Origin of the sequence: Pimelobacter simplex, from assembly GCF_024662235.1 — a bacterium.
GTDB lineage: Bacteria > Actinomycetota > Actinomycetes > Propionibacteriales > Nocardioidaceae > Nocardioides.
This window is the reverse complement of record NZ_CP096276.1, coordinates 5,154,636-5,177,753: the sequence shown is the minus strand read 5'-3', so window position 1 is coordinate 5,177,753 and position 23,118 is coordinate 5,154,636. Positions and strand designations below refer to the sequence as shown.

The window sequence follows — 23,118 nt, the reverse complement described above, 5'->3', positions numbered from 1 at the left end:
AGGTTCTCCTTCGGTACGACGCGCCGCACGTGCCGCGGCGCGGGAGCAGGTGCCGGCCACCCTCCCAGACCGGCCCCCAGAGCCGGTCGGAACGCGGCCTCCGCGAGTCCTAGGCCAGCCGCCCCAGGACCGGCTCCGACTCGACGAGCCCGTCGTCGCTGGGCGCCTCGCCGCGGCCGAAGACCTTGTCGCGCTGCTTCGCGCGCCAGGCAAGGTGCGCCTCGGCGGGCTTGTCGTACCCGTAGCGCTCGCGGGCCTGCTGCGGCGTGAGCACCTCCGGGGTCACCGGTGGCACGCCGAGCAGGACCGGCGCGACCACCGGGACCGTGCTGGGGGAGAGCAGGCTCAGGACGCGCAGCTGGACCCGCTTGCTCGCCGCGACCGCGACGAAGCTCGCGCGCAGGACCGGGCGGGCGAGGGCGTCGGTGAGCCGGGACTGGTGCAGGTCGCCCATCTCGCGCATCCAGTGCGGGAGCGTGGCGATGACGCCGGCCCGGAAGAAGCGGCCGACCACCCAGCGCGCGGGGCGCAGGACGGCAGGGACGTCGTCGGCGAGCTGGCTGACGTCCATCAGGTGGGCCATGGCCCGGCGGGCGATGGGCGAGCCGGACATGACCGGGCGCATCCGCTCGTAGTACGCGTGCAGCTCGGCGCGCGAGCGCGGGACGTCGGCCGGGTCGCAGGTCTGGAGCTCGGCGGCCCGGGCGCACTCGGCCCAGTACTGCGCCTCGTCGGCCTCGGAGAGCCGGCCGGGGCCGTACATCTCGTAGGCCTTGAGCACCGAGTGCCAGCCGGTGACCAGGATCCAGAGCTGGGAGTCGGGGTCGTTGGCGTCGTACTGACCGCCGCCGTAGGGCTCGGTCCCGATCGCCTTGCTGTGCACCTTGACCAGGACGTCGGCCGCCCGCGAGGTCGCCCGGCTGTCACCGAAGGCGACGAGCGCGAAGTAGTGGATGGTGCGGTCGTAGCGGGTCTTCGGGCGCCGGTAGATGTCCTGGGTCCGGTCCACGGACGCGACGAGGTTGGGGTCGAGCTCCTCGACGACGACCGCCCGGCTGAAGCCGATGGTCAGCGACGTCGGGTAGCCCCAGACCTTCCAGGCCACCGAGTCCGGGCCGAAGAATCCGTAGTCCTCGGCCGGCGTGACATCGCGGCCGCTCTTGCTGATCGCCATGGGGCTAGAATGCTACACATGTGTAGTAAAGGGAAGACCCTAGGCTGACGTCATGCCCGAGCAGACCCGCAAACGTCGGCCGTACGCGCCTCGCGTACCGATCGCCGTCCGCCGCGAGCAGCTGCTCGACGCCGCGCTCACGCTCATCGACCGCGACGGGTACGACGGCGTGTCCATCGACGCGATCGCGCGCGAGATCGGCGTCACCCGGCCCGTCGTCTACGGCGCCTTCGACGGCCTCGGCCCGCTGCTCACCGCCCTGCTCGACCGCCAGCAGGAGCGGGCCCTGGCCCAGCTCTTCGCCGCGCTCCCCCTCGGCGCCGACGGCGCCGACCCGCTGGCGGTCATCGACCGGGCGGTGCCGGCGCTGCACACGATGGTGCTCGCCGACCCGGTCACCTGGCGCGCGATCCTCGCCTCCCCGGCGGACGTGCCCGACGTCGTCCGCGACCGGATCGAGGAGGACCGCGAGCGGGTCCGGGCGGTCATCGAGCAGATCATCACCGCGGTGCTCGCCGACACCGGCGAGCCGATCGACGCCGAGGTGCTGGCGCACGGCATCCTCGCGCTGCTCGACCACTTCGGCCGGCTGGTGCTCGCCGACCCGGGCCGGTTCACCGCCGACCGGCTCGGCGCGGTCGCCCGCTCCCTCGTCGCGGCGTGGCTGCCGTGAGCCGGTCGTCCTCGGCGGTCCGGCTCGCCCGCCCCGCCGACGCGTACGTCGTGGGCGGGCTGCTGTTCGACTTCAACACCGAGTTCGACACGCCCACGCCGAGCGCGGCCGACTTCGGCGACCGGTTCACCCGCCTGCTCGCGCGCCCCGACGTCCTCGTGGTGCTCGCCGAGGACACCGGGAGCGGCGAGCCGACCGGGTTCGCCTTCCTGACCCTGCGTCCCACGCCCTACGGCGACGGCCCGCTGGCCCAGCTCGAGGAGCTCTACGTCCGCCCCGCCCTGCGCGACGCCGGCATCGGGACGGCGCTGCTGACCCGGGCGCTCGCCGAGGTCGAGGGACGCGGGGCCATCGAGATGCAGATCAACGTCGACGAGGTCGACGTGGACACCCGGCGGTTCTACGAGCGGCACGGCTTCACCAACGTCGAGCCGGGCACCGACGAGCGGATGCTCTGCTACCTGCGGGAGCTGCGGTGAGCGGCCCCCGGCTCCGCCCGGCCCGGAGCGGCGAGGCCGCGCTGCTGTCGGCGCTGGCGCTGCGGTCCAAGGGGCACTGGGACTACGACGCGGAGTTCCTGGAGGCCTGCCGCGACGAGCTGACGCTGCGCGACGACGAGCTCGCGGGCCGGCGTACGGTCGTCGCCGAGCTCGACGACGGACGCGTCGCCGGCTTCGGGACGCTCGAGGGCACGGCGCCGACCGGTGAGCTCGGCATGCTGTTCGTCGACCCCGACGCGATCGGCCGCGGCGTCGGGCGCGCCCTGCTCGGCCACCTCGTCGCCGAGGCCCGCGCACTCGGGTTCACGCTGCTGACGATCGACGCCGACCCCCACGCCGAGGCGTTCTACCTCGCGGCCGGGGCGGTGCGGGTGCGGGCGGTGCCGTCGGAGTCGATCCCGGGGCGGGTGCTGCCCCAGCTCGAGCTCAGCCTCGTGCCGGAGGCTCCGCGCTGAACTCCCCCGGCGTCAGGCCGGTGACCGCCCGGAAGTCGCGGGTGAAGTGCGCCTGGTCGGCGTACCCGAGCTCGGCGGCGACCCGGGCCAGGTCGACCGGGGCCCCGGTGCGGAGCAGGTCCGCGGCGTCGTGCAGCCGTCGGCGCTGGATCAGCCACTTGGGCGAGAGCCCGATCCGGCGGCGCAGCAGGCGCTGGAGCGCGCGCTCGCCGATGTCGAACTTGGCGCAGACCTGACCGACGCGCTGCACCTCGCGCTCGCCCTCGACGTACTCGACGACGGCGTTGACCAGCCGCCCCTCGGCGTCCACCGGAGCGAGGACGGCGAGCGCCTCGGCGACGAGCGCGCACGCCTCCTGCTGGCGGGTCACCTCGGCCGGGTCGTCGCCGAGCACCGCGCGCACGCCGGCCAGCAGCCCGGCCCCGTCGAGCGCGGTCACGGTCGCGAGGTCGCGCCGCTCGTTGGTCAGCCCGGCCACCGGGCCGCCGGCGAGCGCCAGTCCCGGCGCGGGTTGCAGCATCACCCCGACCGCCCACCCGCGACCGGCGAGCTCCTGGGTGCTCAGGCCGCTGTGGGGCCCGACGAGCTGGCCGCCGGTGGAGCCGAGCACCACCTGGCAGACCGGGTACTGCAGCACCCGCTGGACCGACACCTCGCCGTCGGGGAGCGACCAGACCGGCACCCAGAAGCGCCGGACGACGTCCGCTAGCTCCGGCGGCGGCGCATAGCGCCGCAGCGACGGGCTGAACCCCCGCGCGTCGCGCAGCTGGGCGGGCTCGGTCAGGTCGAGCGGGCCGTCAGGCGTCCAGCGGGGCATGTGTCGGATTCTTTCAAGACCGCTGTCGGCGGGCCAGGACATCGTGGGTCCCATGACCACCACGACCACTCCCAGCCCCGTGACCGAGCTCATCGCGTTCACCATCGACACGCCGGACGCCGGCCGGCTCGCCCGCTTCTACGCCGACCTCACCGGCGGCGAGGTGACCTTCGAGGACACCACCTACGGCTACGCCCAGGCGGCGCTGCTCGGCGCGACCTTCAACTTCCAGACGGTCGCGGACTACTCCCGCCCGGAGTGGCCCGGCCAGGAGCACCCCCAGCAGTTCCACCTCGACTTCCGGGTCGGCGACCTCGCCACCGCCCGCGCCCACGCCGAGGGCCTCGGCGCGCAGCTGGCGCCGGGTCAGGCCGACGGCGACGGAGGGGCCGGCTGGCTGGTCATGGTCGACCCCGACGGGCACCCGTTCTGCCTGTGCCCGCCGCCGGCCGCCGAGAGTCAGGACGGCTGAGCCGCACCCGGTTCGCGACAGGCGACCAGCAGCCCGATCCTGCCCTCCTGCACGACGACGTCGTCGGCGCCCAGGAGGGTGAACCGCCGGTCGAGCACGCCCGTCGTCCCGCCCGACGTACGACGGGCGCCGAGGATCTCGAGCCGCAGCCGGACCGTGTCACCGGGCCGGATCGGCGCCACGAAGCGCCACTCGTCCACGCCCAGCAGGGCGACCGAGCAGCCCTCGAAGACGCCCAGGCGCGAGGCGAGGCCCATCGCGACGGACATCCCGAGGAGTCCGTGGGCGATGGGCCCGCCGAAGCGGCCGTCCGGACCGGAGGTGGCCACCGCGTCGGTGTGCACCGGGTTGGTGTCCCAGCTCCAGCCGGCGAACGTCACCAGGTCGGTCTCGGTGATCGTGCGGCCCTGGCTCTCGAAGACCTGCCCGGCGGCGAAGTCCTCGAACGCCCACGACGTCGGCAGCGGCACGCTCACCCGGTCATCATCCGCGGCGGCGGCGCCGGAGGACGAGCACCACGCCGACCGCGCCGGCCAGTCCCAGCAGCGCCGGTGCCGCCCGCCGGGCGAGCGAGGGCGCGACCAGCCGGAGCAGGTCGGCCGAACCGCCGGACGCCGGGGCCGGGGCCACGGCGGCGACCGGGGCACCGGCCCCCTCTGCCCCACCCACCGGACCGAGCTCGACCGCGAGCGCCGCGGCGAACTGGTCCATCAGCCGCCCGCTCACCTCGCCGATCACGCCGCGGCCGAACTGCGCCGCCTTGCCGGTGATGTCGAGGTCGGTACGGACCGAGACCTGCGCGGTCCGGTCGTCGCCGGTCACGGCGGCGACGATCCGGGCGCTCGCGGCGCCGTTGCCGCGAGCGTCCCGGCCGGAGCCCTCGATCACGGCGCGGTGCGCGGCGTGGTCCTTCTCGACGAAGCACGCCTGGCCGGCGTACTTGAGCGAGACCGGACCGAGCTTGACCTTCACCTCACCGGTGAGGTCGTCGCCGTCGACCGTGGTCACCGTCGCCCCCGGCAGGCAGGGGGCGATCCGCTCGATGTCGAGGAGGACGTCCCAGACGTCACCGACCCCGCGCGGCACCGTGAACGAGTGCTCCAGCTCCATGGTGGACTCCTACTTGAAGGCGTTCTTGAGGACCGGCGCCCACTTCTCGTACACGGCGGCGACGTCATCGACGTGCGGGCCGGCGAGGGGGTTCGGGATGTCGGCCAGCGGCGGGAACAGCTCACCCGGGTCGACGCCGTCGAGGGTCGGCAGGTAGCCGCCCTGGACCGCCTGCTGCTGGGCCGGGGCGCTGTAGAGGTAGTTCATGAGCAGCTCCGAGCCCGCCTTGTTGGGCGCACCCTTGGGCAGCGCGAGGAACAGCGGCGAGGTGATGTTGGCGTCCTGGAGCGGGAAGTCGAACTTCAGATCGAGTCCGCCGGCCTCCTTCTGCGCGGCGAAGACCGAGTAGGAGTGCGCGAGCATCAGGTCCTTCTCGCCGGAGCCGACGGCGTTGAGCGCGGCGCCGCTGTCGGCGTACCCGGTGTAGTCGGACTTCGCGAGCCCGGCGACGTCGGCCTCGTCGATGATCCCGGCGTCGAGCAGGTAGGTCAGCATGCCGGCGGTCAGGCCGGTGATGGTCGGGTCGACCGCGGCCGCGGAGCCCTCGAAGTCGCCGCCGGCGACCTGCTTCCACGTCGTCGGTACGGCGGACTCGGGCGCGTCGGTCGGGACGACCGGCCCCCAGGGGGTGAGCGCGTGGGCGTAGTAGCCGGCCGGGTCCTTGGCGATGTCCGCGAGCTGGTCGGCCTGGATCGGCGTCATCGCGTCGAACGCCTTCTGGGCGTGCAGCGCGCCGATGACCTCGACGGTGCCGGAGGTGACGCCGACGGCGACCCGGCCGCTGGAGACCTCGGACGAGACCTTGGTGATCGTGTCGGGCGCGTTGAGCTGGGTGCCCGCGACCTTCAGGCCCGGGAAGGTCTTCTCGAACGCGTCGAAGCTGGACTGCAGCGGCAGCGCCGCCAGCCCGTAGAAGTTGATGTCCTCGCCGTTGTCGACCGCCTTCTCGTACAGGTCGGCCATCTTGGTGGCGGTGGCGTTGTCGATGCCCTGCTTCTCGAGCGAGCTCACGACGTCGGAGCGCTCGGCTCCCGCGACGGCGTCGTCCCCGCAGGCGGACGTGAACAGCGCGATCGCACTGACGATCGCGATTCCTGCCAGCTTTACCTTCATGGTTTCCTCCGGATCGGCTTGAGCCCCCGAACGCTCCTTGCGGATGATCGTCGGTTCGGCCGGGGCCGGTCACAACCGGGATTGCACTATCCGCAACGGCCTCGGACGACGGCACGAGAACGCCCCGCCGGCAGCCGGTGTGCGGCTGCCGACGGGGCGTCGGGATCGGTGGCGGAGGGGTCGGGCGAGGGCGCTCAGAACTGCCCGGCGAGCTCGGGACGGGCCGGCCAGCCCTGGTAGGGCACGGCCGAGACGCCGACCTCGGCGCGGGCCGCGGCGGTGTGCTGGCGGGTGATCTCGGCGGCCGCGGCGAGCAGGGTCCGGGCGACCGGGGCGACGTTGGCCGGGTCGACGAGCACCGGGCTCGCGGCACCGAGGGTGGCGACGACCTTGCGGCCGGTGGTCCAGATGGGGACCGCGACGATGCCGCAGCTGCGGTCGTCGAGGACGCCGTAGGAGTGGCCGGCCTCGCGGTCCTGGCGCACCCGCGCGACGAACCGGTCGAGCGCGGGCTCGTCGAGCCCGCTGTAGCCGAGGATCTCGCGGATCTCGTCGGGGCTGCTGCCGTAGAGCAGGGCCCGGCCGGTCTCGGTGCCGGCGACCGGGTACATCATCCCGATGCTGGCGACCACGGGCTGCACCTCCGGAGGCTGGTCGGACCACACCGTCACCGCCCGGTCCCCCCGCCGTACGACGAGGAAGACGCGGCAGCCGGTCATCGCCACCGCCCGGCGCACCACCTGGGCACCGACCCGCATGAGCGGCTGGTCGGCCGCCCGCATGCCGAGGCTGTAGATCGCCGGGCCGAGCCGGTAGGTCTTGCGCTCCGGGTCGCGCTCGACCCAGCCGGCCTCGGTGAGCACCTTGAGGGTGCGCGAGACCTGCGACTTGTCGGCGCCGAGGTAGTCGGCGATCCGGTTGTTGCCCCAGCCGTGCGCGTCCTCGCACCAGGCCCACTGCTGGAGCACCTCGAGGATCTCGATGCCGCGACGCAGGGTGCTGAGGTCGTGGGCACGGCCCGGTCCGGCACTGCTGCTGCTCGTCGCCACGGGCCCGCCTCCTGTCTGCGCGGTGCGCTCGGTACCCATCACAGCACGCCCGCGGCCACCGGGGGAACGGTCGGACCCGACGGGTTCGGGGACCCGGCGTCGCCGTCGCCGCGGAACAGCGCGACGCCCTCCTCGGGCAGCACCAGGTCGACCTGCTCGCCGGGCACGGGGATGCTGCGGCGGTGCCGGCGCAGGGTGACGTCGTCGACGCTGCCGCGGAGCAGCAGGCCGTCGTACCGGGCGTCGAACTCGGTGAGGCCGCCGACGTAGGCGACCGTCTCGACGGTGGCGGCGATCCGGCGGCCCGGTGCCTCGTCGACGTCGGCGAGCCGGACCTGGTCGCGGCGCAGCGCGACCACGCTGGGGACGCCGGAGAGCGCCGGCTCGCTGCGCACCGGCAGCACCGCGCCGGTCCCGGTCGCGACGACGACCTGGGCGGCGGCGTCGGGCGTGACGTCGACCAGGTTGTCGAAGCCGAAGAAGTCGGCGATCCGGCGGTTGGTCGGGCGGCTGTAGACCTCGACCGGGTCGCCGAACTGGACGAGGTCGCCGTCGAGCATCACGCCGACGTAGTCGGAGACCGCGAGCGCCTCCTCGTGGTCGTGGGTGACGAAGAGGGACGTCGTGCCGGAGTCCTGGTGCACCTTGCGGATCTCGGCGCGCAGGCTGCGGCGCAGCCGGGCGTCGAGGTTCGAGAGCGGCTCGTCGAACAGCAGCACGCGGGGGTCCCGGGCGAGTGCCCGGGCGATGGCGACGCGCTGCTGCTGACCACCGGAGAGCCGCGCGGGGGTGCGGTCGGCGTACCCGTCGAGGCCCATCATCCCCAGCAGCTCGTCGGTACGACGACGCCGCTCGGCGCCGCGCACCCGCTGGATCTTCATCGGGTAGGCCACGTTCTGCCGGACCGTCATCTGCGGCCACAGCGCGTAGTTCTGGAAGACCATGCCGATGCTCCGGCGCTCCGGGCCGACGAAGGTCCGCGCCGCGGGCGCGTCGACCACCTTGTCGCCGATGCGCACCACGCCGGCGGCGAGCCGCTCCAGGCCGGCGATCGTGCGCAGCGTGGTGGTCTTGCCGCAGCCCGACGGCCCGAGCAGGGTGACCAGCGCGCCCTCGGGCACGTCCAGGTCGAGACTGCGGACGGCGGTCTGCCGCCCGTACCGGACCGCGGCTCCCGCCACGGAGATGAACGTGCTCATGACGCCCTCGAATCGTTGTGCCGGAGGCCGGCCAGCTTGGACAGGATCAGGACCACCGCGCCGACGCCCACCCAGATCACCAGGTTGACCAGGATCAGGCTCGCGGCGACGCCGACGTCGCCCTCGCGGTAGCGGGTCATCGCCTCCACCGAGAGGAGGGTGGTCTGCGGAGTGGACAGCAGCAGCGGGACGGCGACGTTGGACGAGATGACGACCGCGCCGACGAACCAGGCGGCCAGCAGCCCCGGCGGGAGCAGCGGCAGCACCGAGCTCACCCAGGCCCGGACCGGGCCGGCGCCGTGGAGCCGCGCCGCCTCGTACAGCTCGGGCGAGATCTGCCGGACCGGCCCGTCCGCCGCCCGTACGCCGACCGGTGCCGCCGCGATGAACAGGCCGAGCAGCATCAGCCACACCGTCCCGAACAGGCCGCGCCCGCCGGGCACGGTGAGCGCGACGACGAACACCGCGACGCCGAGCAGGATCCCGGGCAGCGTGGTCGCCAGCCACACCGTCGTCGAGAGGACCGCGCTGCGGCGCGCGCTGGTGCGGTAGACGACCCAGCTGATGACGACGCAGAAGACCGCGATCGCCAGGCCGCCGAAGCCGGCCAGGACCCACGAGTTCACGATCGCCTCACGCAGGCCGTCGTCGTCGGCCATCCGCTCGACGTGGCGCGAGGTGAACGACGTCCAGTCGCCCATCCTGTCGCCGAACGCCGAGTGCACGATCTGCGCGACGGGCAGCAGGAAGCCGATGGCGACGAACACCAGAATCACGGCCGAGTGGACCGGGCGGGTGCGCCCGAGCGAGGTGCGCTCCATGCTGCCGCTCTTGCCGCTGACGGTGACGAACTCCTTGCCGCGCAGGAGCCGGCGCTGCCAGACCACGAGCAGTGCGATCACGCCCATCACGGGCAGCGCGAGCGCGGCGGCGGCCGGGTAGTTGGCGCCGGTCGGGCCGATCAGCAGGGCGAAGACCTGCGTGGACAGCACCCGGTTGCCGGCCGGCGTCCCGAGGATCAGCGGGATCTCGAAGGCCTCCAGGGTCTGGATGACCGCGAGGATCGCGGCGCCGATGATGCTCGGCGCGACCACGGGCACCAGCACGGTGAACAGCGTGCGCAGGCGACCGGCGCCGGCCAGGCGCGCGGCCTCCTCGAGCGGCCGGGCGACGTGCATCATCGCGGGGGCGATGAGCACGAACGAGAACGCCGTCGAGCGGATCGCCGCGACGAGCACCATGCCGGTCCACGACTGCGCGTGGAAGGGGCCGTCGGCGCGGTCGAGGCTGAGCACGCCGCGCAGCACCTCGTTGATCAGGCCGGTGCGCGGGCTGCCGAGGACGTCGAAGGCGATCGCGTAGAACAGCGACGGCGTCACGATGATCGCGATCATCACCAGCGGCAGCAGGGCGCGGAACCAGGCGTCGGTCCGGGCGAACAGCCAGGCGAAGTAGACCGCGCCGATCGTCGAGAGGACGGTGACGGCGAGGGAGTAGAGCGCGGTCGCCTTGAGGACGCCGAGCGCCTCGCCGCCGCCGAGTCCGTCGTGCACGCCCTGGAGGCTCCAGCCGGTGCGCATGCCCGGCGGACCTTCCTGGAAGGCGAGCAGGACCGCCATCACCAGCGGCAGGATGAACAGCGCCAGGCAGACCAGCACCAGCACGTCCGTGCCGAGGAAACGAGTCGACAGGCGACTCCTGAGAGAGATGCTCACCAGATGCTCCGTGGTGCTCGTGCGATGGGGAAGGGTGTGACGCGGACCACGCGTCGTGGGCCGACCGTATTGCACCTTTGCAGAATGATGCAATAGTCTTTGCAGAAATTCACGAGCGCGTGACGCACGCGGAACACGAGGTGGCGATGTCCCAGAAGTCCGGCACCGACGCGGCATCCTCCGCTGCCCGGCGGCAGTGGCTCGCCTCCCTGCTCGGGGGGCGCGACTTCTCCCCCAAGCAGCTCGCCGTCGCCCGCTTCATCGAGGGCAACGTCTACGCCGCCGAGACCCGCACCGCCAGCGAGGTCGCCGAGCTGGCCGAGGTCAACGTCGCCACGGTGGTGCGCTTCGCGCAGTCGCTCGGCTTCTCCGGCTGGCCGGCCTTCCAGGCCGAGCTGCGCAGCCAGGACCGCTCGCACCAGCTGCCCACCGAGATCGCCCGGCGCCAGCTCGGCGACGAGAACCCCTTCGAGGCCACGCTCCAGGCCGACATCACCTCGCTCAGCACGGCGCTCGAGACCGTCGACCAGGACCAGCTGCGGGCGACGGCCGAGCTCATCGCGGGCGCTCGTCGTACGGTCGTGGTGAGCGCGGGCAGCTACTCCGCCGTCGGCCAGATCCTGGCCTTCAACGCCTCGCTCATGGGCTTCCCCGTGACCGTCGCCCCCCAGGGCGGGCCCGAGCTCGCCGTCGCGCTGGCCGGGCTCGACGAGTCCGACTGCGCCGTCGGGATCAGCTTCTGGCGCCTGGGCCGCCAGGTCGTCTCGGCGATGGACACCCTGCAGGAGCGGGGCGTCCCGACCGTGGTGATGAGCGACTCGCTGCTCTCGCCGTTCGCCCGGCGCGCGCGGCACACGGTCGTCGTACCGACCGTGGGGGCGTCGATCTTCCAGTCCCTGACCGCTCCCGTGTCGGTCACCTACGCCCTGCTCGCGATGCTCTGGGAGCTGGCCGGCGACGGCCGCGCCGAGCGCACCCTGCACTCCATCGAGGAGATGTACGGCGCGCTCGGCGTGCTCGATCGCTGATCTTCCGGCCCCCGCGAAGTGCGCGGGTTGCTGGTCCGAAGTACGGCGGTTGCTGGTTCGAGATCCGGCTCTCGTTGCAGCAGCCCTCGCACTTCGTCCCAGCAACCGTCGCACCTCGTGGACCTAGAGCAGCGAGGTCCGTAGGTCCCGCTTGAGGATCTTGCCGCTGGCGTTCTTGGGCAGTGCCTCGACGAGCACGACCTGCTTGGGCACCTTGAACCCCGCGAGCCGCTCGGCGCAGTGGGCGCGCAGGTCCTCGGGACCGGCCGCGGCGCCCGGTTTGAGGACGACGGCCGCGGTGACCTGCTCGACCCACTGCGGGTGCGGCAGGCCGACCACGGCGGCCTCGGCGACGGCGGGGTGGAGGTAGAGGCACTCCTCGACCTCGCGGCTGGCGACGTTCTCGCCGCCGGTGTTCACCATGTCCTTCTTGCGGTCGACGATGGTCAGGAAGCCGTCCTCGTCGAACACCCCGAGGTCGCCGCTGTGGAACCAGCCGCCGGCGAAGGCCGCCTCGGTGAGGTCGGGACGGCGCCAGTAGCCGGTCATCAGCTGTGGGCTGCGGTGCACGATCTCGCCGACGACGCCGGGCGGCACCGGCTGGTCGGCGTCGTCGACGACGCGGGTCTCGACGTTGAGCGCGGGGCGTCCGGCGCTGCCGAGCTTGGTGGCCGCGTACGCCGGCTCGAGGATTGTGGCGATGGGACTCATCTCGGTCTGGCCGTAGAAGTTCCACAGCTCCAGGTCCGGCAGCCGCTCGGCGAGCTGGTGGAGCACCTCCACCGGCATCGCCGCGGCGCCGTAGTAGCCCTTGCGCAGGGTCGACAGGTCAGCACCGGGAGCGGCGCCGGGGGTGGCGTCGAGCTCGGCCAGCAGCGCGATCCAGATCGTGGGCGGCGCGAAGAACTTCGTGACGCCGTAGCGGGCGGCGTCGGCGACGATCCGGGCCGGCACCGGGCGGCTGTGCACGATGCTCGTCGAGCCGAGCAGGAGCGCCGGCGTGAGGAAGCAGTGCAGCTGTGCCGTGTGGTAGAGCGGCAGCGTGTGGAGCTCGACGTCGTCGGCGCTCATCCGGCCGCCCACGATGACGCTCGTGTACTGCGCCATCAGCGCCGCGGACGTGAGCATCACGCCCTTGGGGTGGGACTCCGTGCCGCTGGTGTAGAGCAGCTGGATGAGCTCGTCGGGGGCGACGTCGGCGGCCGGGAGCACCGGGCCGTCGTAGGCCAGGAGGGTGGTGAGCTCGGTCCAGCCCTCGGCGAGCGGGCCGCCGTCCACGGTGATCTGGACGCGGCGCGCGACCGGAGCCGCGAGCCGGGCCAGCGCGTCGGCGACGGTGCCGACGAACTCGGTCGCCACCGCGACGCCGGTGCAGCCGGCGTCGTCGAGGATGTAGGCGATCTCGTCGGCGTTGAGCATGAAGTTCACCGGTACGGAGACCGCGCCCGTCCGGGCCAGCGCGAGGTAGAGGATCGCGAACTCGTCGCTGTTGCGCGCGACGATGCCGAACCGGTCGCCGCGGGCGACGCCGTCGGCGGCGAGGGCCGAGGCGGTCCGGGCGACGACGGCGTCGAGCTCGGCGAAGGTGCGCTCGGTCGCGCCGTAGACCAGCGCGGTCTTGTCCGGGACCCGGGCGGCGGTGCGCGGCAGGATGTCGCCGATCGCGTTGCGGCGGGCGGCGGCGGTCAGGTGGTCAGGCACGGTTCTCTTCTCCTCGGTGGGTTCGTGCGGAAGGTCAGCGCGGGGTGAGCCGGCGGCCGGAACGGCCGGGGAGGTAGCGGCCCTCGGCGACCCGCAGGTCACCGTTGACCCGCACCCAGGCGATGCCGTCGGGCTGCCGGGTCGGGTCGTCGTACGTCGCCCGGTCGGCGAGGTCGTCCAGGCGCAGCGCGACCAGGTCGGCGGCGTACCCGGGGGCGACGACGCCGCGGTCGTGCAGGCCGAAGGCGGCGGCGGGCAGCGAGGTCATCCGGCGCACGGCGGCGCTGAGGTCGAGCACCCCGCGGTCGCGGGCGTAGCGGGCGAGGACGCGCGGGAAGGTGCCGTACATGCGGGGATGCGGCTTCCCGCCGCCCCCGGGCGGCAGCCCGTCGGAGCCGATCATCGTGGCCGGGTGGCGCAGGACGGCGTCGAGGTCGTCCTCGTGCATCGAGTGCACGACCATGCTCGCCTCCAGCTCGACCTCCCGCAGCACCGCGACGAGCGCCGCGAAGGGGTCGAGTCCGCGGGCCTCGGCGATGGCGGCGAGCGAGCACCCCTCGACCTCGGGCAGGCGCGGCGCGGCGGCGATGACGACGCCCTCCCAGCCGGCACCGAGCACGGGGTTCTCCCAGGAGCGGTCGTCGTTCGCGATGTCGGTGCGCAGCCGCTCCAGGGCCGCGGGATCGCACAGCCGGGCGAGGGCGGCGTCGCGACCGCCCTCGTGCATCCAGGGCGGCAGCGTGGCGGTGAGCATGGTCGAGGAGGCCGTGTAGGGATAGACGTCCTGGCGTACGTCGAGCCCCTCGGCCCGCGCCCGGTCGAGCAGGTCGAGCACCCGGGGCATCGAGCCCCACTGGCGGCGTCCGGCGACCTTGAGGTGCGAGACGTGCACGGCCCGGCCGGAGCCCCGGCCGACCGCGAGCGCCTCGTCGAGCGCGTCGGTCAGCAGGGCGCCCTCGCTGCGGACGTGGCTGACGTAGGGCCGGTCCGCGGGCAGGTGCCGGGCGAGGGCGGCGAGCTCGTCGGAGCCGGAGAAGATCCCCGGCGGGTAGGCCAGTCCCGACGACAGCCCGAAGGCGCCGGCGGCCAGCGCCTCGTCGAGCAGGTCGCCCATCGCGGCGACCTCGGCGTCGGCGGCCGGACGGCCGGCGAAGCCCAGGACCGCGAGCCGCAGGGCGTTGTGGCCGACGAGCGGCGCGGTGTTGGTGACATAGCCGGCGGCGTCGGTGGCGGCGAGGTAGTCGGCGAACGTCCGCCAGGCCCACGGGATCGGCGGGAACACCCGCGCCGACATCGACGCGAGGTCCTCGGCATGGTCGGGCAGGCAGGGCGCGAGCGAGAAGCCGCAGTTGCCGACCACCTCGGTGGTCACGCCCTGGGCGACCTTGGAGGTGTCGTCGTCGGCCAGGAAGGGCGCGTTGTCGGCGTGCGAGTGGACGTCGATGAAGCCGGGCGTCAGCACCAGTCCGGTCGCGTCGACCTCGGTCGCGACCGGCGTGGTCACGGCGCCGGGGGCGGTCACGGCGGCGATGGTGGCGCCGTCGAGCAGGACGTCGGCGGGGCGCGGCGGGGTGCCGGTGCCGTCGACGAGGAGGGCGTGCCGGATCAGGGTGCGGGTGCTGGTCATGTCAGTTCGCCGATCACTCGGGTGAGCAGGTCGACCGCGGCGGCCGGGTCGCCCGGGGCGAGGTCGCGGTGGGTGACGAGCCGGAGGGTCCGGTCGTCGTACGCCTTGGTGAGCAGGCCGCGGGCGGTGAGCGCGGGCACCAGCACCGGCGCCGGTACGCCGAGCGGGCCGCACGCGACGTGCACGATGTTGGTGTGCACGTCCGCCGGGTCGACCGACCCGGGGAACCGCTCGGCCAGCGTGGTGGCGAGCCAAGCGGCGCGGGCGTGGTCCTCGGCGAGGTGGGCCGGGCCCTCGTCCAGCGCGACCGCCGCGGCCGCGGCCAGGACGCCGGTCTGCCGCATCGCGCCGCCGAGCCGCTTGCGCCACAGCCGGGCGCGCTCGACGACCTCGGCACTGCCGGCGACCATCGCGCCGGCCGGGGCGCCGAGCCCCTTGGAGAAGCAGATCGAGACGGTGTCGGCAGGACCCGCCCACTGCGCCGCGGAGACGCCGCTCGCGACGACGGCGTTGAAGAGCCGCGCCCCGTCGACGTGGACCGCGACGCCCCGCTCGCGGGCGGCCTCCGCGGTCGCGGCGTACGCGGCGCGGTCGGGGACCGTGCCGCCGAGGCCGGTGTGGGTGATCTCGACGCTGAGCAGCGCGGTGCGGGGCGCGTGGTCGTCGCCGGCCCTGATCCGCGCGGCCAGGACGTCGGCCGGCACCACGCCGCCCGGCGCCGGCAGGGCGCACGGGGTGAGCGGCAGCAGCCCGAGCCCGCCGCCCTCGTGGTTGAGCACGTGCGCATCGGTGTCGCAGAGCAGCTCGACCGCGACGCCGTCGCCGCGACCACCGCACTGGGCCGCGATCGCGACGAGGTTGCCCATCGAGCCCGAGGGCACGAAGAGAGCCGCCTCCTTGCCGAGCAGCGCGGTGCACGCCCGCTGCAGGTCGTTGACGGTCGGGTCGTCGCCGTAGACGTCGTCCCCGACCTCGGCCTCCGCCATCGCCCGGCGCATGGCCGGGCTCGGGCGGGTGCCGGTGTCGGACCGGAGGTCGAGCACGTGCCGTCCGCTCAGATCGCGCCGGGGCGCGCGTCCGTCGAGCCGAGCGAGAAGTGCGCGTGGACGACCTTCCAGGTGTCGCCCTTGCGGACCATCACCTCGGTCGAGCGGGTCAGCCGTACCGTCGGCTCGCCGAGCGGGTTGAGGTCCTCGTCGCCGATCCACTTGAGTCCGTGGAAGCGCTGGCTGGTCACCCACGCGACGTCCCCCTGGACGTTGACCTGGGTGTCGAACGAGGTCCACGGGACGAAGTACTCGATGCGCTCGCCGAAGTACTCCCACAGCTTGCTCCACTGCGCGAGACCCCGGTAGTTGTGCCCGGAGTAGTTGTAGAAGGCATTGCTCGGGTCGTCGTCCCAGAGCTCGGCGAGCAGCTCGATGTCGGCGGTCGCCTGCGCCTCCTTGTTGTAGCGGTGGTGGACGGCGAGGACGGCTTCGCGGTCGCGCTCGAGGTCGGTCATGGGCATGGTGGTCTCCTTGTCGTTGGTGTCGGGTCAGGCGGGGTGGCCGGCCGCGGCCTCGATGAGGGCGAGCAGCCGGACCGGGGTCACCGGAAGCTGGGTGGGCCGGACGCCGGTGGCGTCGCAGATGGCGTTGCAGACCGCCGGCGCGATGGCCGGGATGACGCCGGTGCCGATGCCCTTGGAGCCGGAGGGACCGCCCTCGGGATCGGGGTGCTCGACCAGGATCGGCACGATCTCGGGCATCTCCGGCGCCATGAGCACGCGGTAGCCGGCGAAGTCACCGTTGACCGGCTGGCCGTCCTCGACGAGCAGCTCCTCGGTCAGCGCGTAGCCGATGCCGTGGTGCGCGCCGCCCTCGATCTGGCCCTCGCAGCCGAGCTCGTTGATCACCTTGCCGACGTCCTGGGCGGCGACGAAGCGGAGCACCCGCACCTGACCGGTCCAGGTGTCGACCTCGACCTCGCAGAAGTCGGCGCCGATGACGGGCAGCGGGTCCTGGTCGGTGGGCACGAAGTCGGCCTCGGCGACCAGGTCCCGCACGCCCACCTCGGCGACGAGCGCGGCCAGTCCGGCCCGGCCGACCGGGGCGGTACCACCGGCTGCGGCCACCACCTTGGTGTGCAGGGCCTGGAGCGCCATCTCGACCGCGCGCCCGGCGACGTACGTCGTCCGGCTGGCCTCGGCACCCATGTAGTCGACCGGCGAGGTGTCCGAGTCGATCGCGGAGAACGCGACGTCCTCGATCGCGACGCCGAAGACGTCGGCCGCGATCGCGGCGAAGGTCGAGATCGTGCCCTGCCCCTTGTCGATCGCGGCGGTGTCGACGACGACCCGGCCGTCCTCCTGGAGCCGGGCGCGGGCGCTGGAGCGCTCGGGGATCTGGGGGAAGGTGCCGTTGAGGCCGGAGTGGTGCAGCCCGAAGGCGGCGCCGTAGCCGCGCCGGAACCGGGCGTCCGGCTCGGGTGCGGGCCGGTCGTTCCAGCCGATGGCGGCGGCTCCGCGCTCGGCGCACTCCTCGATGCCGAGCGCCCGGACCGGCGTCCCCTTGAGCAGCGGGTCACCGACCCGGAGCACGTGGCGCAGGCGGTAGCCGAGCGGGTCCTCCCCCAGCGCGCGGGCGATGTCGTCGATCTGGGACTCCATCGCGAAGTGCAGCTGCGCCGTCCCGACGCCGCGGTAGGCGCCGGCCGGCACGTGGTTGGTGTAGGCGCCGCGCCCGCGGAAGCGCAGGTGCTCGGTGCGGTAGAGCGTCGCCCACTTGCCGAGCATGCTGAACGTGACGAGCGAGCCCCAGCCGTAGGCGCCCGCGTCGAGCAGCACCTCGGCCTCGCGGGCGAGCAGCGTGCCCTCGGCGTCGACGCCGGTGGTGAGCCGGATCGTGCCGGAGTGCCGGGTCACCGTCGTGCTGATGCTCTCCTCCGCGGTGAGCACGAGCCGCACCGGTGCGCCGGTCTTGCGCGAGAGCACCGCGCAGAGCGGCTCCATCGAGGTGAGGATGCCGTTCTTGAGCCCGAAGGTCGCGCCGAGCGTCTGCGGCGCGGTGATCCGTACGACGTGCTCCGCGACGCCCAGCATCTCCGCGAGCTGCTCGCGGAAGTGGAAGACGTTGTCGAGGTGGGTGATCACCTCCAGCCGGTCCGGGTCGCTCCAGTCGCAGATGCAGCTCATCGGCTCGATGGTCTGGGCGCACTGGCGCTGGAGGCGGTACTCGTCGACGAACACCCGCGCCGCACCGGCCATCGCGGTGTCCACGTCGCCACGGTCGAGCTCGACCGGCGGGCCCGCCTCGTTGCCCGGGACGCCCGCGAAGAGCTCGTCGGCCGAGCCCAGCGCGAGGGCGGGGTCGAGCAGCGGCGGCAGCTCCTCGAGGTCGAGCTCGACGAGGGCGGCGGCCTCGCGGGCGGTCGCGGCGTCGCGGGCGACCACGGCGGCGACCGCGTCGCCGACGTACATGGGGGCGGCGGTGAGCACCCGCTGGTTGGCGGGCATCCCCGGGAAGACCGGCACCGGGTGCAGGTCCGCGACCTCGTCGGGGCCGAGCACCGCGACCACGCCGTCGAGCGCGAGCGCCGCGGTGAAGTCGATGCCGCGGACCCGGGCGCGCGGCACGGGCGAGCGGACGACGGCCGCCTCGAGCATCCCGTCGAGCCGGGTGTCGGAGGTGTAGACGGCCGCGCCGGAGGCCTTGGCCCGCCCGTCGACCCGGGCGAAGCGCGCGCCGGTCAGGGCGGTCATCGGGCCTGCTCCCGTCCGGCGGCGTCGCACACGGCGGCGACGATCTTGGTGAATCCGGTGCAGCGGCAGATGTTGCCGACCAGGTAGTCGCGCACCTCGGCCTCGTCGGGCGCCGGGGTCTCGGCGAGCAGCCCGGTCGTGCTCATCACGAAGCCCGGCGTGCAGAACCCGCACTGGATGGCGCCGTTCTCGGCGAACGCGTCGACGACCGTACGGCCGCAGGGTGTCGTGCTGACCTGCTCGATGGTCTCGACGGCAGCGTCCTCGCAGTCCCCGGCGATCACGCAGCAGGCGTGCACGGGCTTGCCGTCGAGGTGCACGGTGCACGCGCCGCAGTAGCCGATGCCGCAGCCGACCTTGGTGCCGACCAGGCCGAGCTCGTCGCGCAGCACGTCGACCAGCAGCGCGCTCGGCGGCGCCTCGATGGTGCGCGGCACCCCGTTGACGTTGAGCTCCCAGGTCATCGGTGGCTCCCTCCTCCGGTGGTGAGCGCGTCGGCGACCGCGTCGCCGACCAGGACCGCCGCGACCTTGCGCCGGTACGACGCGGGCACGTCGTGGTCGCCCAGCAGGGCCAGTCCGGCGAGCGCGTCGGCCGCGGCCTCGCGCGCGACGGCGGGGGCCGCGTCGGCGGCCACGCCGCGCAGCGCGGCGGCGACGTCGTCGAGCAGGCACGGGACGGCGACCGTCGCGCTGAGCGCCACCCGGGCGTCCGCGACCACGCCGTCGCGCACGTCGAGCACGGCGGCCACCCCGGCGACGGGATGGTCGGCGGAGCGCCAGACCTGCTTGCGGTAGGCGCCGTGCCAGCCGGTGCGCGGTGCGACGACGAGGTCGACGACGTACTCGTCGGGGTCGAGGGCGGGGGCGTAGGGGGCGACGAGGAGGTCACCGAGGGAGACGGTCCGGGTACCGCGGACCGACTGCGCGGTCGCGGTCGTCTCGTGGCACAGCAGCGGGGCGGCGAGGTCGTTGGCCGGGTCGGCGTGGCAGACGTTGCCGACGACCGAGCCGAGGTTGCGCACGTGCGGTGAGGCGACCTGGCCGGCCGCCGAGCGGAGCGCGGCGAAGTCGCCGGAGAGATCGGCGTGCGCGTCCGCGACCGTGTAGCGGGCGCCGATCCGCAGCGCGTCGCCGGCCGGGGTCGGCGACGCCGTACCGGCCTCGGGGCAGCGGCGCAGGCTGACCAGTCCGGCCGGCTGGGCCATCCCGAGGCGCAGCAGCACCGCCATCGACTGCCCGCCCGCGAGGATGCGGGCCTCGCCGTCGTGCTCGGCGAGGACCTCGGCCGCGTCGTCGTACGACTCGGGGAGGTAGACGGGGAAGGGCGCGCTCACCGGGCACCGTCCGGGCTCAGCGCGGCGAACGCGTCGGCGAAGGCCGGGAGCGGCAGCCGGACCAGGCCGAAGCCGGCCCGGCCGATGCCGAGGTCGCGGTGCGAGAAGCCGGTCGTGAAGCACGGCGCGTGGCCGGTCTCGACGACGCGCGCGACGGAGATCGCGAACGGGCTGGCCGCGAAGTCGAGGTCGGGGATCCGGAAGAGCTCGTGCCCGGCGTCGCTGATCCGGCGCAGGCCCAGCACGTGCTCACGCGAGCGCTGCGTCGTCCAGCCGAGGGTGCGGGCCAGGTTGGGCGCCGCCGACATCGCCGACGCGCCGAGCCCGACCACCTCGGTGACCGGGGAGTCCCCCATCGCGGGCGCGAAGTCGGTGGGCTCGTGGCCCTCGACGCCTTGGGCGGCCTCCAGCGTCCCGGTGCCCTCGAACCAGCCCGGCAGCCCGGAGACCCGGATGCCCGTGCCGTGCCCGTTGGACGCGATCGCGGTGACGATCCCGGGCGGCGCGACGTCGTGGAGGGCGTCGGCGGCCGCCTTGGCCGCGGCCATCGACAGCGGCAGGAAGAAGTGCGCGTTCTCGTCGAGCTCGCGCAGCGCCGCGACCGCGACGGCCGTCTCGTTGGTGGCGACCACGGCCGGCGCCAGCCGGGTGGCGAGCATGGACGTCGCCGCGACGTTGCGGTTGTGCCCCTCGTCGCCGCGGCGCAGCGCGGCGGCCTGCCAGGCGACGAGGTCGATCGGCGCGGCCGCCCGGACCGCCCGGTCGAGCGCGGGGGCGACGACCTCGGCGAGGTGGCGCAGCCGGCGCAGCGTCCCGGCGTCGAAGTTGCCGAACCGCAGCGCCGGGCCGAGGCCCTCGTTGACCGGGGCGTAGGCCCGCCGGCCGTCGCTGCGCTCGGCGACGACGACCGGTACGCCGGCGCTCACCGCGCCGCTCATCGGCCCGACCCCGCCGACCTCGTGGCACGAGCGGAGCGTGATGGTGCCGTCCTCGATCAAGGTGCGGGCCTGGTCGGCGTCGCGCGCGCGGCCGTCGAACAGCAGGCAGCCGACGAGTGCGCCGAGCATCGCGGGCGTGGGCGCCCGGCCGGCCAGCGGAGGTCCGGCGTGGAGGACGACGTCCGGGTCGGCGAGCGCCGGCCACAGGTCGCCGGCCCGGCCGAAGCCGACCAGGTGGACCGGCTCGGCCGCCAGCGCGGCGAGCGCGTTCACGCGCCCACCGCCACGGTCTCGCGCGCGCACCAGGCGGCGGTGGCGAGCAGCCGCAGGTCGGTCCCGTGCGCACCGACGAGCTGGACGGCGACCGGCAGCTCGTCGTCCACCTCGGCGGTCGGCACGGCGACCGCGGGCAGTCCGGCCAGGGTGAAGGGCACGTTGCAGGCCGGGCTCCCCGCCTCCCCCACGGGCGGGGCGAGGCTCGTCGCGGCCGGGGTGAGGCAGGCGTCCACGCCGACCAGGCAGGCCTCGAAGGCGGCGCGGGCGGCGGACCGGGTCCGCAGCGCGGCGCGGTAGTCGGCGTCGCTGATCGCCAGGCCCTCCGCGACCGCCGCACCGAGCGAGGGCGAGAAGTGGCCGGGCTCGGCGCGGTGCCGCGGCGCGTGCACGGTGGCGATCTCGCGGACCATGATCGTGCGGTGGGCCCGGGCGTACTCGGCCCACGGCAGCTCGCCGCCGAGGCCGAGGGTCCGCACCGTGGCGCCGCGGGCGACCAGGGCGTCGACCGCCCGGGCGAACCGGTCACGCACGCGCAGGTCGATGTCGGCGAAGGCCGCGTCCTCGACGACCGCGAGCACCGGGGCTCCGGCCGCGGTGGCCGGGTCGGGGGCGACCGGCTCCTCGTCGAGCGCGACCGCACTCAGCGCGACCAGGTCGGCCACGGTCGCCGCGTAGGCGCCGAGGGAGTCGAGGCTGGGGCTGGCCGGCATCACGCCGGTCATCGGCACCGCGCCGTGCGACCACTTCACCGCCGGGACACCGCAGTAGGCGGCCGGCCGGATCACCGACCCCGCGGTCTGGGTGCCCAGCGCGGCCCGCACCTGCCCCGCCGCGACCGCGGCGGCCGAGCCGCTCGACGAGCCGCCCGGGCTGCGGTCAGCGCGGCGCGGGTGGCGGGTCCGGACGGTGCCGAACCAGCCGTACTCCACGGCCTCGGTCTTGCCGAGCACCGCGGCGCCCGCGGCGCGCAGCCGGCGGACCACCTCGGCATCGGTGCTCGCGGGCGGCGGCGCGCTGCCGTCGTACGCGCCGGCGGCGGTGGGCAGCCCCCGGACGTCGATCAGGTCCTTCACGCCCAGCGGCCAGCCGCACAGCGGACCGGCGGCGCTCGGGCCCGGGTCCGTGACGGGGCCGACCCAGGCGCCGAGCTCGGCGTCGGTCGCGGCGATCCGGTCGAGCGCGGTCGCGACGTCGAGCGGGGTCATCGCTGCGACCAGGCCCGGGCGAGGGTCGCGACGTCGGCGAGGGTCGCGGGCAGGGTGTCGTTCCACAGGCCGATGCCGAGCGCGACGTCGTCGACCCCGGCGTCGGCGTACGCCTGGAGCTGGTCCAGGCACTCCTCCAGCGAGCCGCCGATGCCCATCACGGTGACGACCTCGCGCGGGACCGGGGTCCCGGCGTCGTACGCCGCGACGACCTCAGCCGCCTGCGCCAGGTCGAGCCCGGTGCCGTCGAGGAGCATGCTGAGGAAGGGGTGCGCCACGATGATCCGCAGGTAGCCCGCGGCGAACGTCTCCAGCCGCGCGTAGGAGCCCTCGCCCACGCCGCCGAAGCCGACGTAGCAGACCCCGTCGAAGTGGTCGGCGACCTCGGACGGCGTGAAGTGCGCGCGCGCCGTGCCGAGGGCGTCGCGGGCGGCGGCGGCCGTCGTACCGAGGGAGAGGACGGCGCCGTGGGCGACCTCGCCGGCCAGCGCGAGCGTCTTGGGACCCATCGCGCCCACGAACACCGGCAGCGGCGCGTCCGCGGTGACCTTGAGCCGGATCGTCCCCTCGCCCTCGCCGAGCGCGGGAACCTCGCGGCCCGCGGACAGCTCGGTGATCAGCCCGGCCGTGGTGCGCAGCAGCTCGAGCCCGCTGCGGGCGGGCAGGCCGAGCAGCTTGCGGTGCTCGTCGCTCTGAAGGCCCAGCCCGACCGCCACCCGGCCGCGGGTGTAGCTCTGGAGCGCGACCATCTCCTGGGTCAGCACGACCGGGTGCCGGTCGCGCGCGGAGACGATCCCGAGCCCGATGTCGAGCTGGGGGTGGCGAGCCGCGATGACCGCCGCGCTGATCGGGGCAGACCGCTCGAGCGGGTTGTCCGCGAGCCAGACGCCGGACAGGCCCGCCGCGGCCGCGCCGTCGGCGCCCTCGAGCACCCGCTCGGGGCTCAGGTCGCTGCTGAGCCGGATGGAGATCTTCATGGCGCGGGCCT

The 23,118-nt window shown here is 74.3% G+C and carries 23 protein-coding genes; 5 read left to right on the top strand and 18 right to left on the bottom strand.

Annotation, left to right across the window (positions count from 1 at the left end):
• Positions 1-109 precede the first annotated feature (109 nt).
• A complete protein-coding gene (locus tag M0M48_RS25405; RefSeq protein ID WP_257753245.1) occupies positions 110-1,174 on the bottom strand; it encodes an oxygenase MpaB family protein in 1,065 nt (354 codons plus the stop codon).
• Between the two features lie 52 nt (positions 1,175-1,226).
• Here M0M48_RS25405 and M0M48_RS25400 point away from each other — a divergent pair, with 52 nt between their 5' ends.
• Genes M0M48_RS25400 through M0M48_RS25390 form a run of 3 tightly spaced genes read left to right on the top strand, consistent with a single transcriptional unit; the run spans position 1,227 to position 2,802 of the window.
• On the top strand, positions 1,227-1,847 hold the full coding sequence (locus M0M48_RS25400) for a TetR/AcrR family transcriptional regulator (RefSeq protein WP_257753244.1): 621 nt from the start codon (positions 1,227-1,229) through the stop codon (positions 1,845-1,847).
• On the top strand, positions 1,844-2,326 hold the full coding sequence (locus tag M0M48_RS25395; RefSeq protein ID WP_215814023.1) for a GNAT family N-acetyltransferase: 483 nt from the start codon (positions 1,844-1,846) through the stop codon (positions 2,324-2,326). The genes M0M48_RS25400 and M0M48_RS25395 overlap by 4 nt, the downstream gene beginning before the upstream one ends.
• On the top strand, positions 2,323-2,802 hold the full coding sequence (locus tag M0M48_RS25390) for a GNAT family N-acetyltransferase (RefSeq protein WP_257753243.1): 480 nt from the start codon (positions 2,323-2,325) through the stop codon (positions 2,800-2,802). The genes M0M48_RS25395 and M0M48_RS25390 overlap by 4 nt, the downstream gene beginning before the upstream one ends.
• On the opposite strand, the gene M0M48_RS25385 is transcribed toward M0M48_RS25390, so the two are convergent.
• Complete coding sequence (locus M0M48_RS25385; protein WP_257753242.1) at positions 2,774-3,619, bottom strand: helix-turn-helix domain-containing protein; 846 nt, start codon at positions 3,617-3,619, stop codon at positions 2,774-2,776. The genes M0M48_RS25390 and M0M48_RS25385 overlap by 29 nt on opposite strands.
• A gap of 52 nt (positions 3,620-3,671) precedes the next feature.
• Between M0M48_RS25385 and M0M48_RS25380 the strand changes: the two genes are divergently transcribed.
• Complete coding sequence (locus M0M48_RS25380; RefSeq protein ID WP_257753241.1) at positions 3,672-4,091, top strand: VOC family protein; 420 nt, start codon at positions 3,672-3,674, stop codon at positions 4,089-4,091.
• On the opposite strand, the gene M0M48_RS25375 is transcribed toward M0M48_RS25380, so the two are convergent.
• The 6 genes from M0M48_RS25375 to M0M48_RS25350 all read right to left on the bottom strand — a co-directional run bounded on the left by M0M48_RS25375 (position 4,079) and on the right by M0M48_RS25350 (position 10,277).
• Positions 4,079-4,567 carry a MaoC/PaaZ C-terminal domain-containing protein gene (locus tag M0M48_RS25375; RefSeq protein ID WP_257753240.1) on the bottom strand — a complete coding sequence of 163 codons (489 nt, stop codon included), beginning with the start codon at positions 4,565-4,567 and terminating at the stop codon, positions 4,079-4,081. The genes M0M48_RS25380 and M0M48_RS25375 overlap by 13 nt on opposite strands.
• A 7-nt stretch (positions 4,568-4,574) precedes the next feature.
• Complete coding sequence (locus M0M48_RS25370; protein ID WP_257753239.1) at positions 4,575-5,201, bottom strand: SRPBCC family protein; 627 nt, start codon at positions 5,199-5,201, stop codon at positions 4,575-4,577.
• A 9-nt stretch (positions 5,202-5,210) separates the two neighbouring features.
• The gene (locus M0M48_RS25365) at positions 5,211-6,314 is read right to left on the bottom strand and encodes an ABC transporter substrate-binding protein (protein ID WP_215814029.1); all 1,104 of its coding nucleotides are present in this window, start codon (positions 6,312-6,314) and stop codon (positions 5,211-5,213) included.
• Between the two features lie 194 nt (positions 6,315-6,508).
• Positions 6,509-7,363 carry an IclR family transcriptional regulator gene (locus tag M0M48_RS25360; RefSeq protein ID WP_257753238.1) on the bottom strand — a complete coding sequence of 285 codons (855 nt, stop codon included), beginning with the start codon at positions 7,361-7,363 and terminating at the stop codon, positions 6,509-6,511.
• A 38-nt stretch (positions 7,364-7,401) separates the two neighbouring features.
• A complete protein-coding gene (locus M0M48_RS25355) occupies positions 7,402-8,562 on the bottom strand; it encodes an ABC transporter ATP-binding protein (RefSeq protein ID WP_257753237.1) in 1,161 nt (386 codons plus the stop codon).
• Entirely contained in the window at positions 8,559-10,277 is a 1,719-nt protein-coding gene (locus M0M48_RS25350) for an ABC transporter permease (RefSeq protein WP_257753236.1), read from the bottom strand. Before M0M48_RS25350 ends, M0M48_RS25355 begins: the two co-directional genes overlap by 4 nt.
• A 146-nt stretch (positions 10,278-10,423) precedes the next feature.
• Here M0M48_RS25350 and M0M48_RS25345 point away from each other — a divergent pair, with 146 nt between their 5' ends.
• Entirely contained in the window at positions 10,424-11,305 is an 882-nt protein-coding gene (locus M0M48_RS25345; RefSeq protein ID WP_161605361.1) for a MurR/RpiR family transcriptional regulator, read from the top strand.
• A gap of 123 nt (positions 11,306-11,428) precedes the next feature.
• Here the strand turns inward: M0M48_RS25345 and M0M48_RS25340 are convergent, their stop codons facing one another.
• From M0M48_RS25340 to M0M48_RS25295, 10 genes are read right to left on the bottom strand one after another with little or no spacing between them, the layout of a single operon-like run.
• A complete protein-coding gene (locus M0M48_RS25340) occupies positions 11,429-13,006 on the bottom strand; it encodes a fatty acyl-CoA synthetase (RefSeq protein WP_257753235.1) in 1,578 nt (525 codons plus the stop codon).
• Positions 13,007-13,040: 34 nt separating this feature from the next.
• On the bottom strand, positions 13,041-14,633 hold the full coding sequence (locus M0M48_RS25335; protein ID WP_257753234.1) for an N-acyl-D-amino-acid deacylase family protein: 1,593 nt from the start codon (positions 14,631-14,633) through the stop codon (positions 13,041-13,043).
• Entirely contained in the window at positions 14,630-15,676 is a 1,047-nt protein-coding gene (locus M0M48_RS25330) for a threonine aldolase family protein (RefSeq protein ID WP_257753233.1), read from the bottom strand. Before M0M48_RS25330 ends, M0M48_RS25335 begins: the two co-directional genes overlap by 4 nt.
• A gap of 11 nt (positions 15,677-15,687) precedes the next feature.
• On the bottom strand, positions 15,688-16,143 hold the full coding sequence (locus M0M48_RS25325) for a YybH family protein (RefSeq protein ID WP_215814036.1): 456 nt from the start codon (positions 16,141-16,143) through the stop codon (positions 15,688-15,690).
• Positions 16,144-16,170: 27 nt separating this feature from the next.
• Positions 16,171-18,375, bottom strand: a complete 2,205-nt coding sequence (locus tag M0M48_RS25320; protein WP_257753232.1) for a xanthine dehydrogenase family protein molybdopterin-binding subunit — start codon at positions 18,373-18,375, stop codon at positions 16,171-16,173.
• Positions 18,372-18,839 carry a (2Fe-2S)-binding protein gene (locus M0M48_RS25315; RefSeq protein ID WP_151580257.1) on the bottom strand — a complete coding sequence of 156 codons (468 nt, stop codon included), beginning with the start codon at positions 18,837-18,839 and terminating at the stop codon, positions 18,372-18,374. Before M0M48_RS25315 ends, M0M48_RS25320 begins: the two co-directional genes overlap by 4 nt.
• Positions 18,836-19,711, bottom strand: a complete 876-nt coding sequence (locus tag M0M48_RS25310) for an FAD binding domain-containing protein (RefSeq protein ID WP_257753231.1) — start codon at positions 19,709-19,711, stop codon at positions 18,836-18,838. The genes M0M48_RS25315 and M0M48_RS25310 overlap by 4 nt, the downstream gene beginning before the upstream one ends.
• Positions 19,708-20,922 (bottom strand): DUF1116 domain-containing protein, encoded by a 1,215-nt coding sequence (locus tag M0M48_RS25305; protein WP_257753230.1) that lies wholly within the window; start codon positions 20,920-20,922, stop codon positions 19,708-19,710. Before M0M48_RS25305 ends, M0M48_RS25310 begins: the two co-directional genes overlap by 4 nt.
• Positions 20,919-22,130, bottom strand: a complete 1,212-nt coding sequence (locus M0M48_RS25300) for an amidase (protein ID WP_257753229.1) — start codon at positions 22,128-22,130, stop codon at positions 20,919-20,921. The genes M0M48_RS25305 and M0M48_RS25300 overlap by 4 nt, the downstream gene beginning before the upstream one ends.
• Positions 22,127-23,107: an LLM class flavin-dependent oxidoreductase gene (locus tag M0M48_RS25295; RefSeq protein WP_215814041.1), complete on the bottom strand. Its 981-nt coding sequence runs from the start codon at positions 23,105-23,107 to the stop codon at positions 22,127-22,129. Before M0M48_RS25295 ends, M0M48_RS25300 begins: the two co-directional genes overlap by 4 nt.
• Between the last annotated feature and the right edge of the window lie 11 nt (positions 23,108-23,118).

Bases quoted from the DNA above. Each gene is read 5' to 3' on its own strand.
- M0M48_RS25405 (WP_257753245.1), bottom strand. From the start codon at position 1,174: ATGGCGATCAGCAAGAGCGGCCGCGATGTCACGCCGGCCGAGGACTAC.
- M0M48_RS25320 (WP_257753232.1), bottom strand. From the start codon at position 18,375: ATGACCGCCCTGACCGGCGCGCGCTTCGCCCGGGTCGACGGGCGGGCC.
- M0M48_RS25355 (WP_257753237.1), bottom strand. From the start codon at position 8,562: ATGAGCACGTTCATCTCCGTGGCGGGAGCCGCGGTCCGGTACGGGCGG.
- M0M48_RS25370 (WP_257753239.1), bottom strand. From the start codon at position 5,201: ATGGAGCTGGAGCACTCGTTCACGGTGCCGCGCGGGGTCGGTGACGTC.
- M0M48_RS25365 (WP_215814029.1), bottom strand. From the start codon at position 6,314: ATGAAGGTAAAGCTGGCAGGAATCGCGATCGTCAGTGCGATCGCGCTG.
- M0M48_RS25295 (WP_215814041.1), bottom strand. From the start codon at position 23,107: ATGAAGATCTCCATCCGGCTCAGCAGCGACCTGAGCCCCGAGCGGGTG.
- M0M48_RS25335 (WP_257753234.1), bottom strand. From the start codon at position 14,633: ATGACCAGCACCCGCACCCTGATCCGGCACGCCCTCCTCGTCGACGGC.
- M0M48_RS25380 (WP_257753241.1), top strand. From the start codon at position 3,672: ATGACCACCACGACCACTCCCAGCCCCGTGACCGAGCTCATCGCGTTC.
- M0M48_RS25345 (WP_161605361.1), top strand. From the start codon at position 10,424: ATGTCCCAGAAGTCCGGCACCGACGCGGCATCCTCCGCTGCCCGGCGG.
- M0M48_RS25315 (WP_151580257.1), bottom strand. From the start codon at position 18,839: ATGACCTGGGAGCTCAACGTCAACGGGGTGCCGCGCACCATCGAGGCG.
- M0M48_RS25325 (WP_215814036.1), bottom strand. From the start codon at position 16,143: ATGCCCATGACCGACCTCGAGCGCGACCGCGAAGCCGTCCTCGCCGTC.
- M0M48_RS25300 (WP_257753229.1), bottom strand. From the start codon at position 22,130: ATGACCCCGCTCGACGTCGCGACCGCGCTCGACCGGATCGCCGCGACC.
- M0M48_RS25385 (WP_257753242.1), bottom strand. From the start codon at position 3,619: ATGCCCCGCTGGACGCCTGACGGCCCGCTCGACCTGACCGAGCCCGCC.
- M0M48_RS25400 (WP_257753244.1), top strand. From the start codon at position 1,227: ATGCCCGAGCAGACCCGCAAACGTCGGCCGTACGCGCCTCGCGTACCG.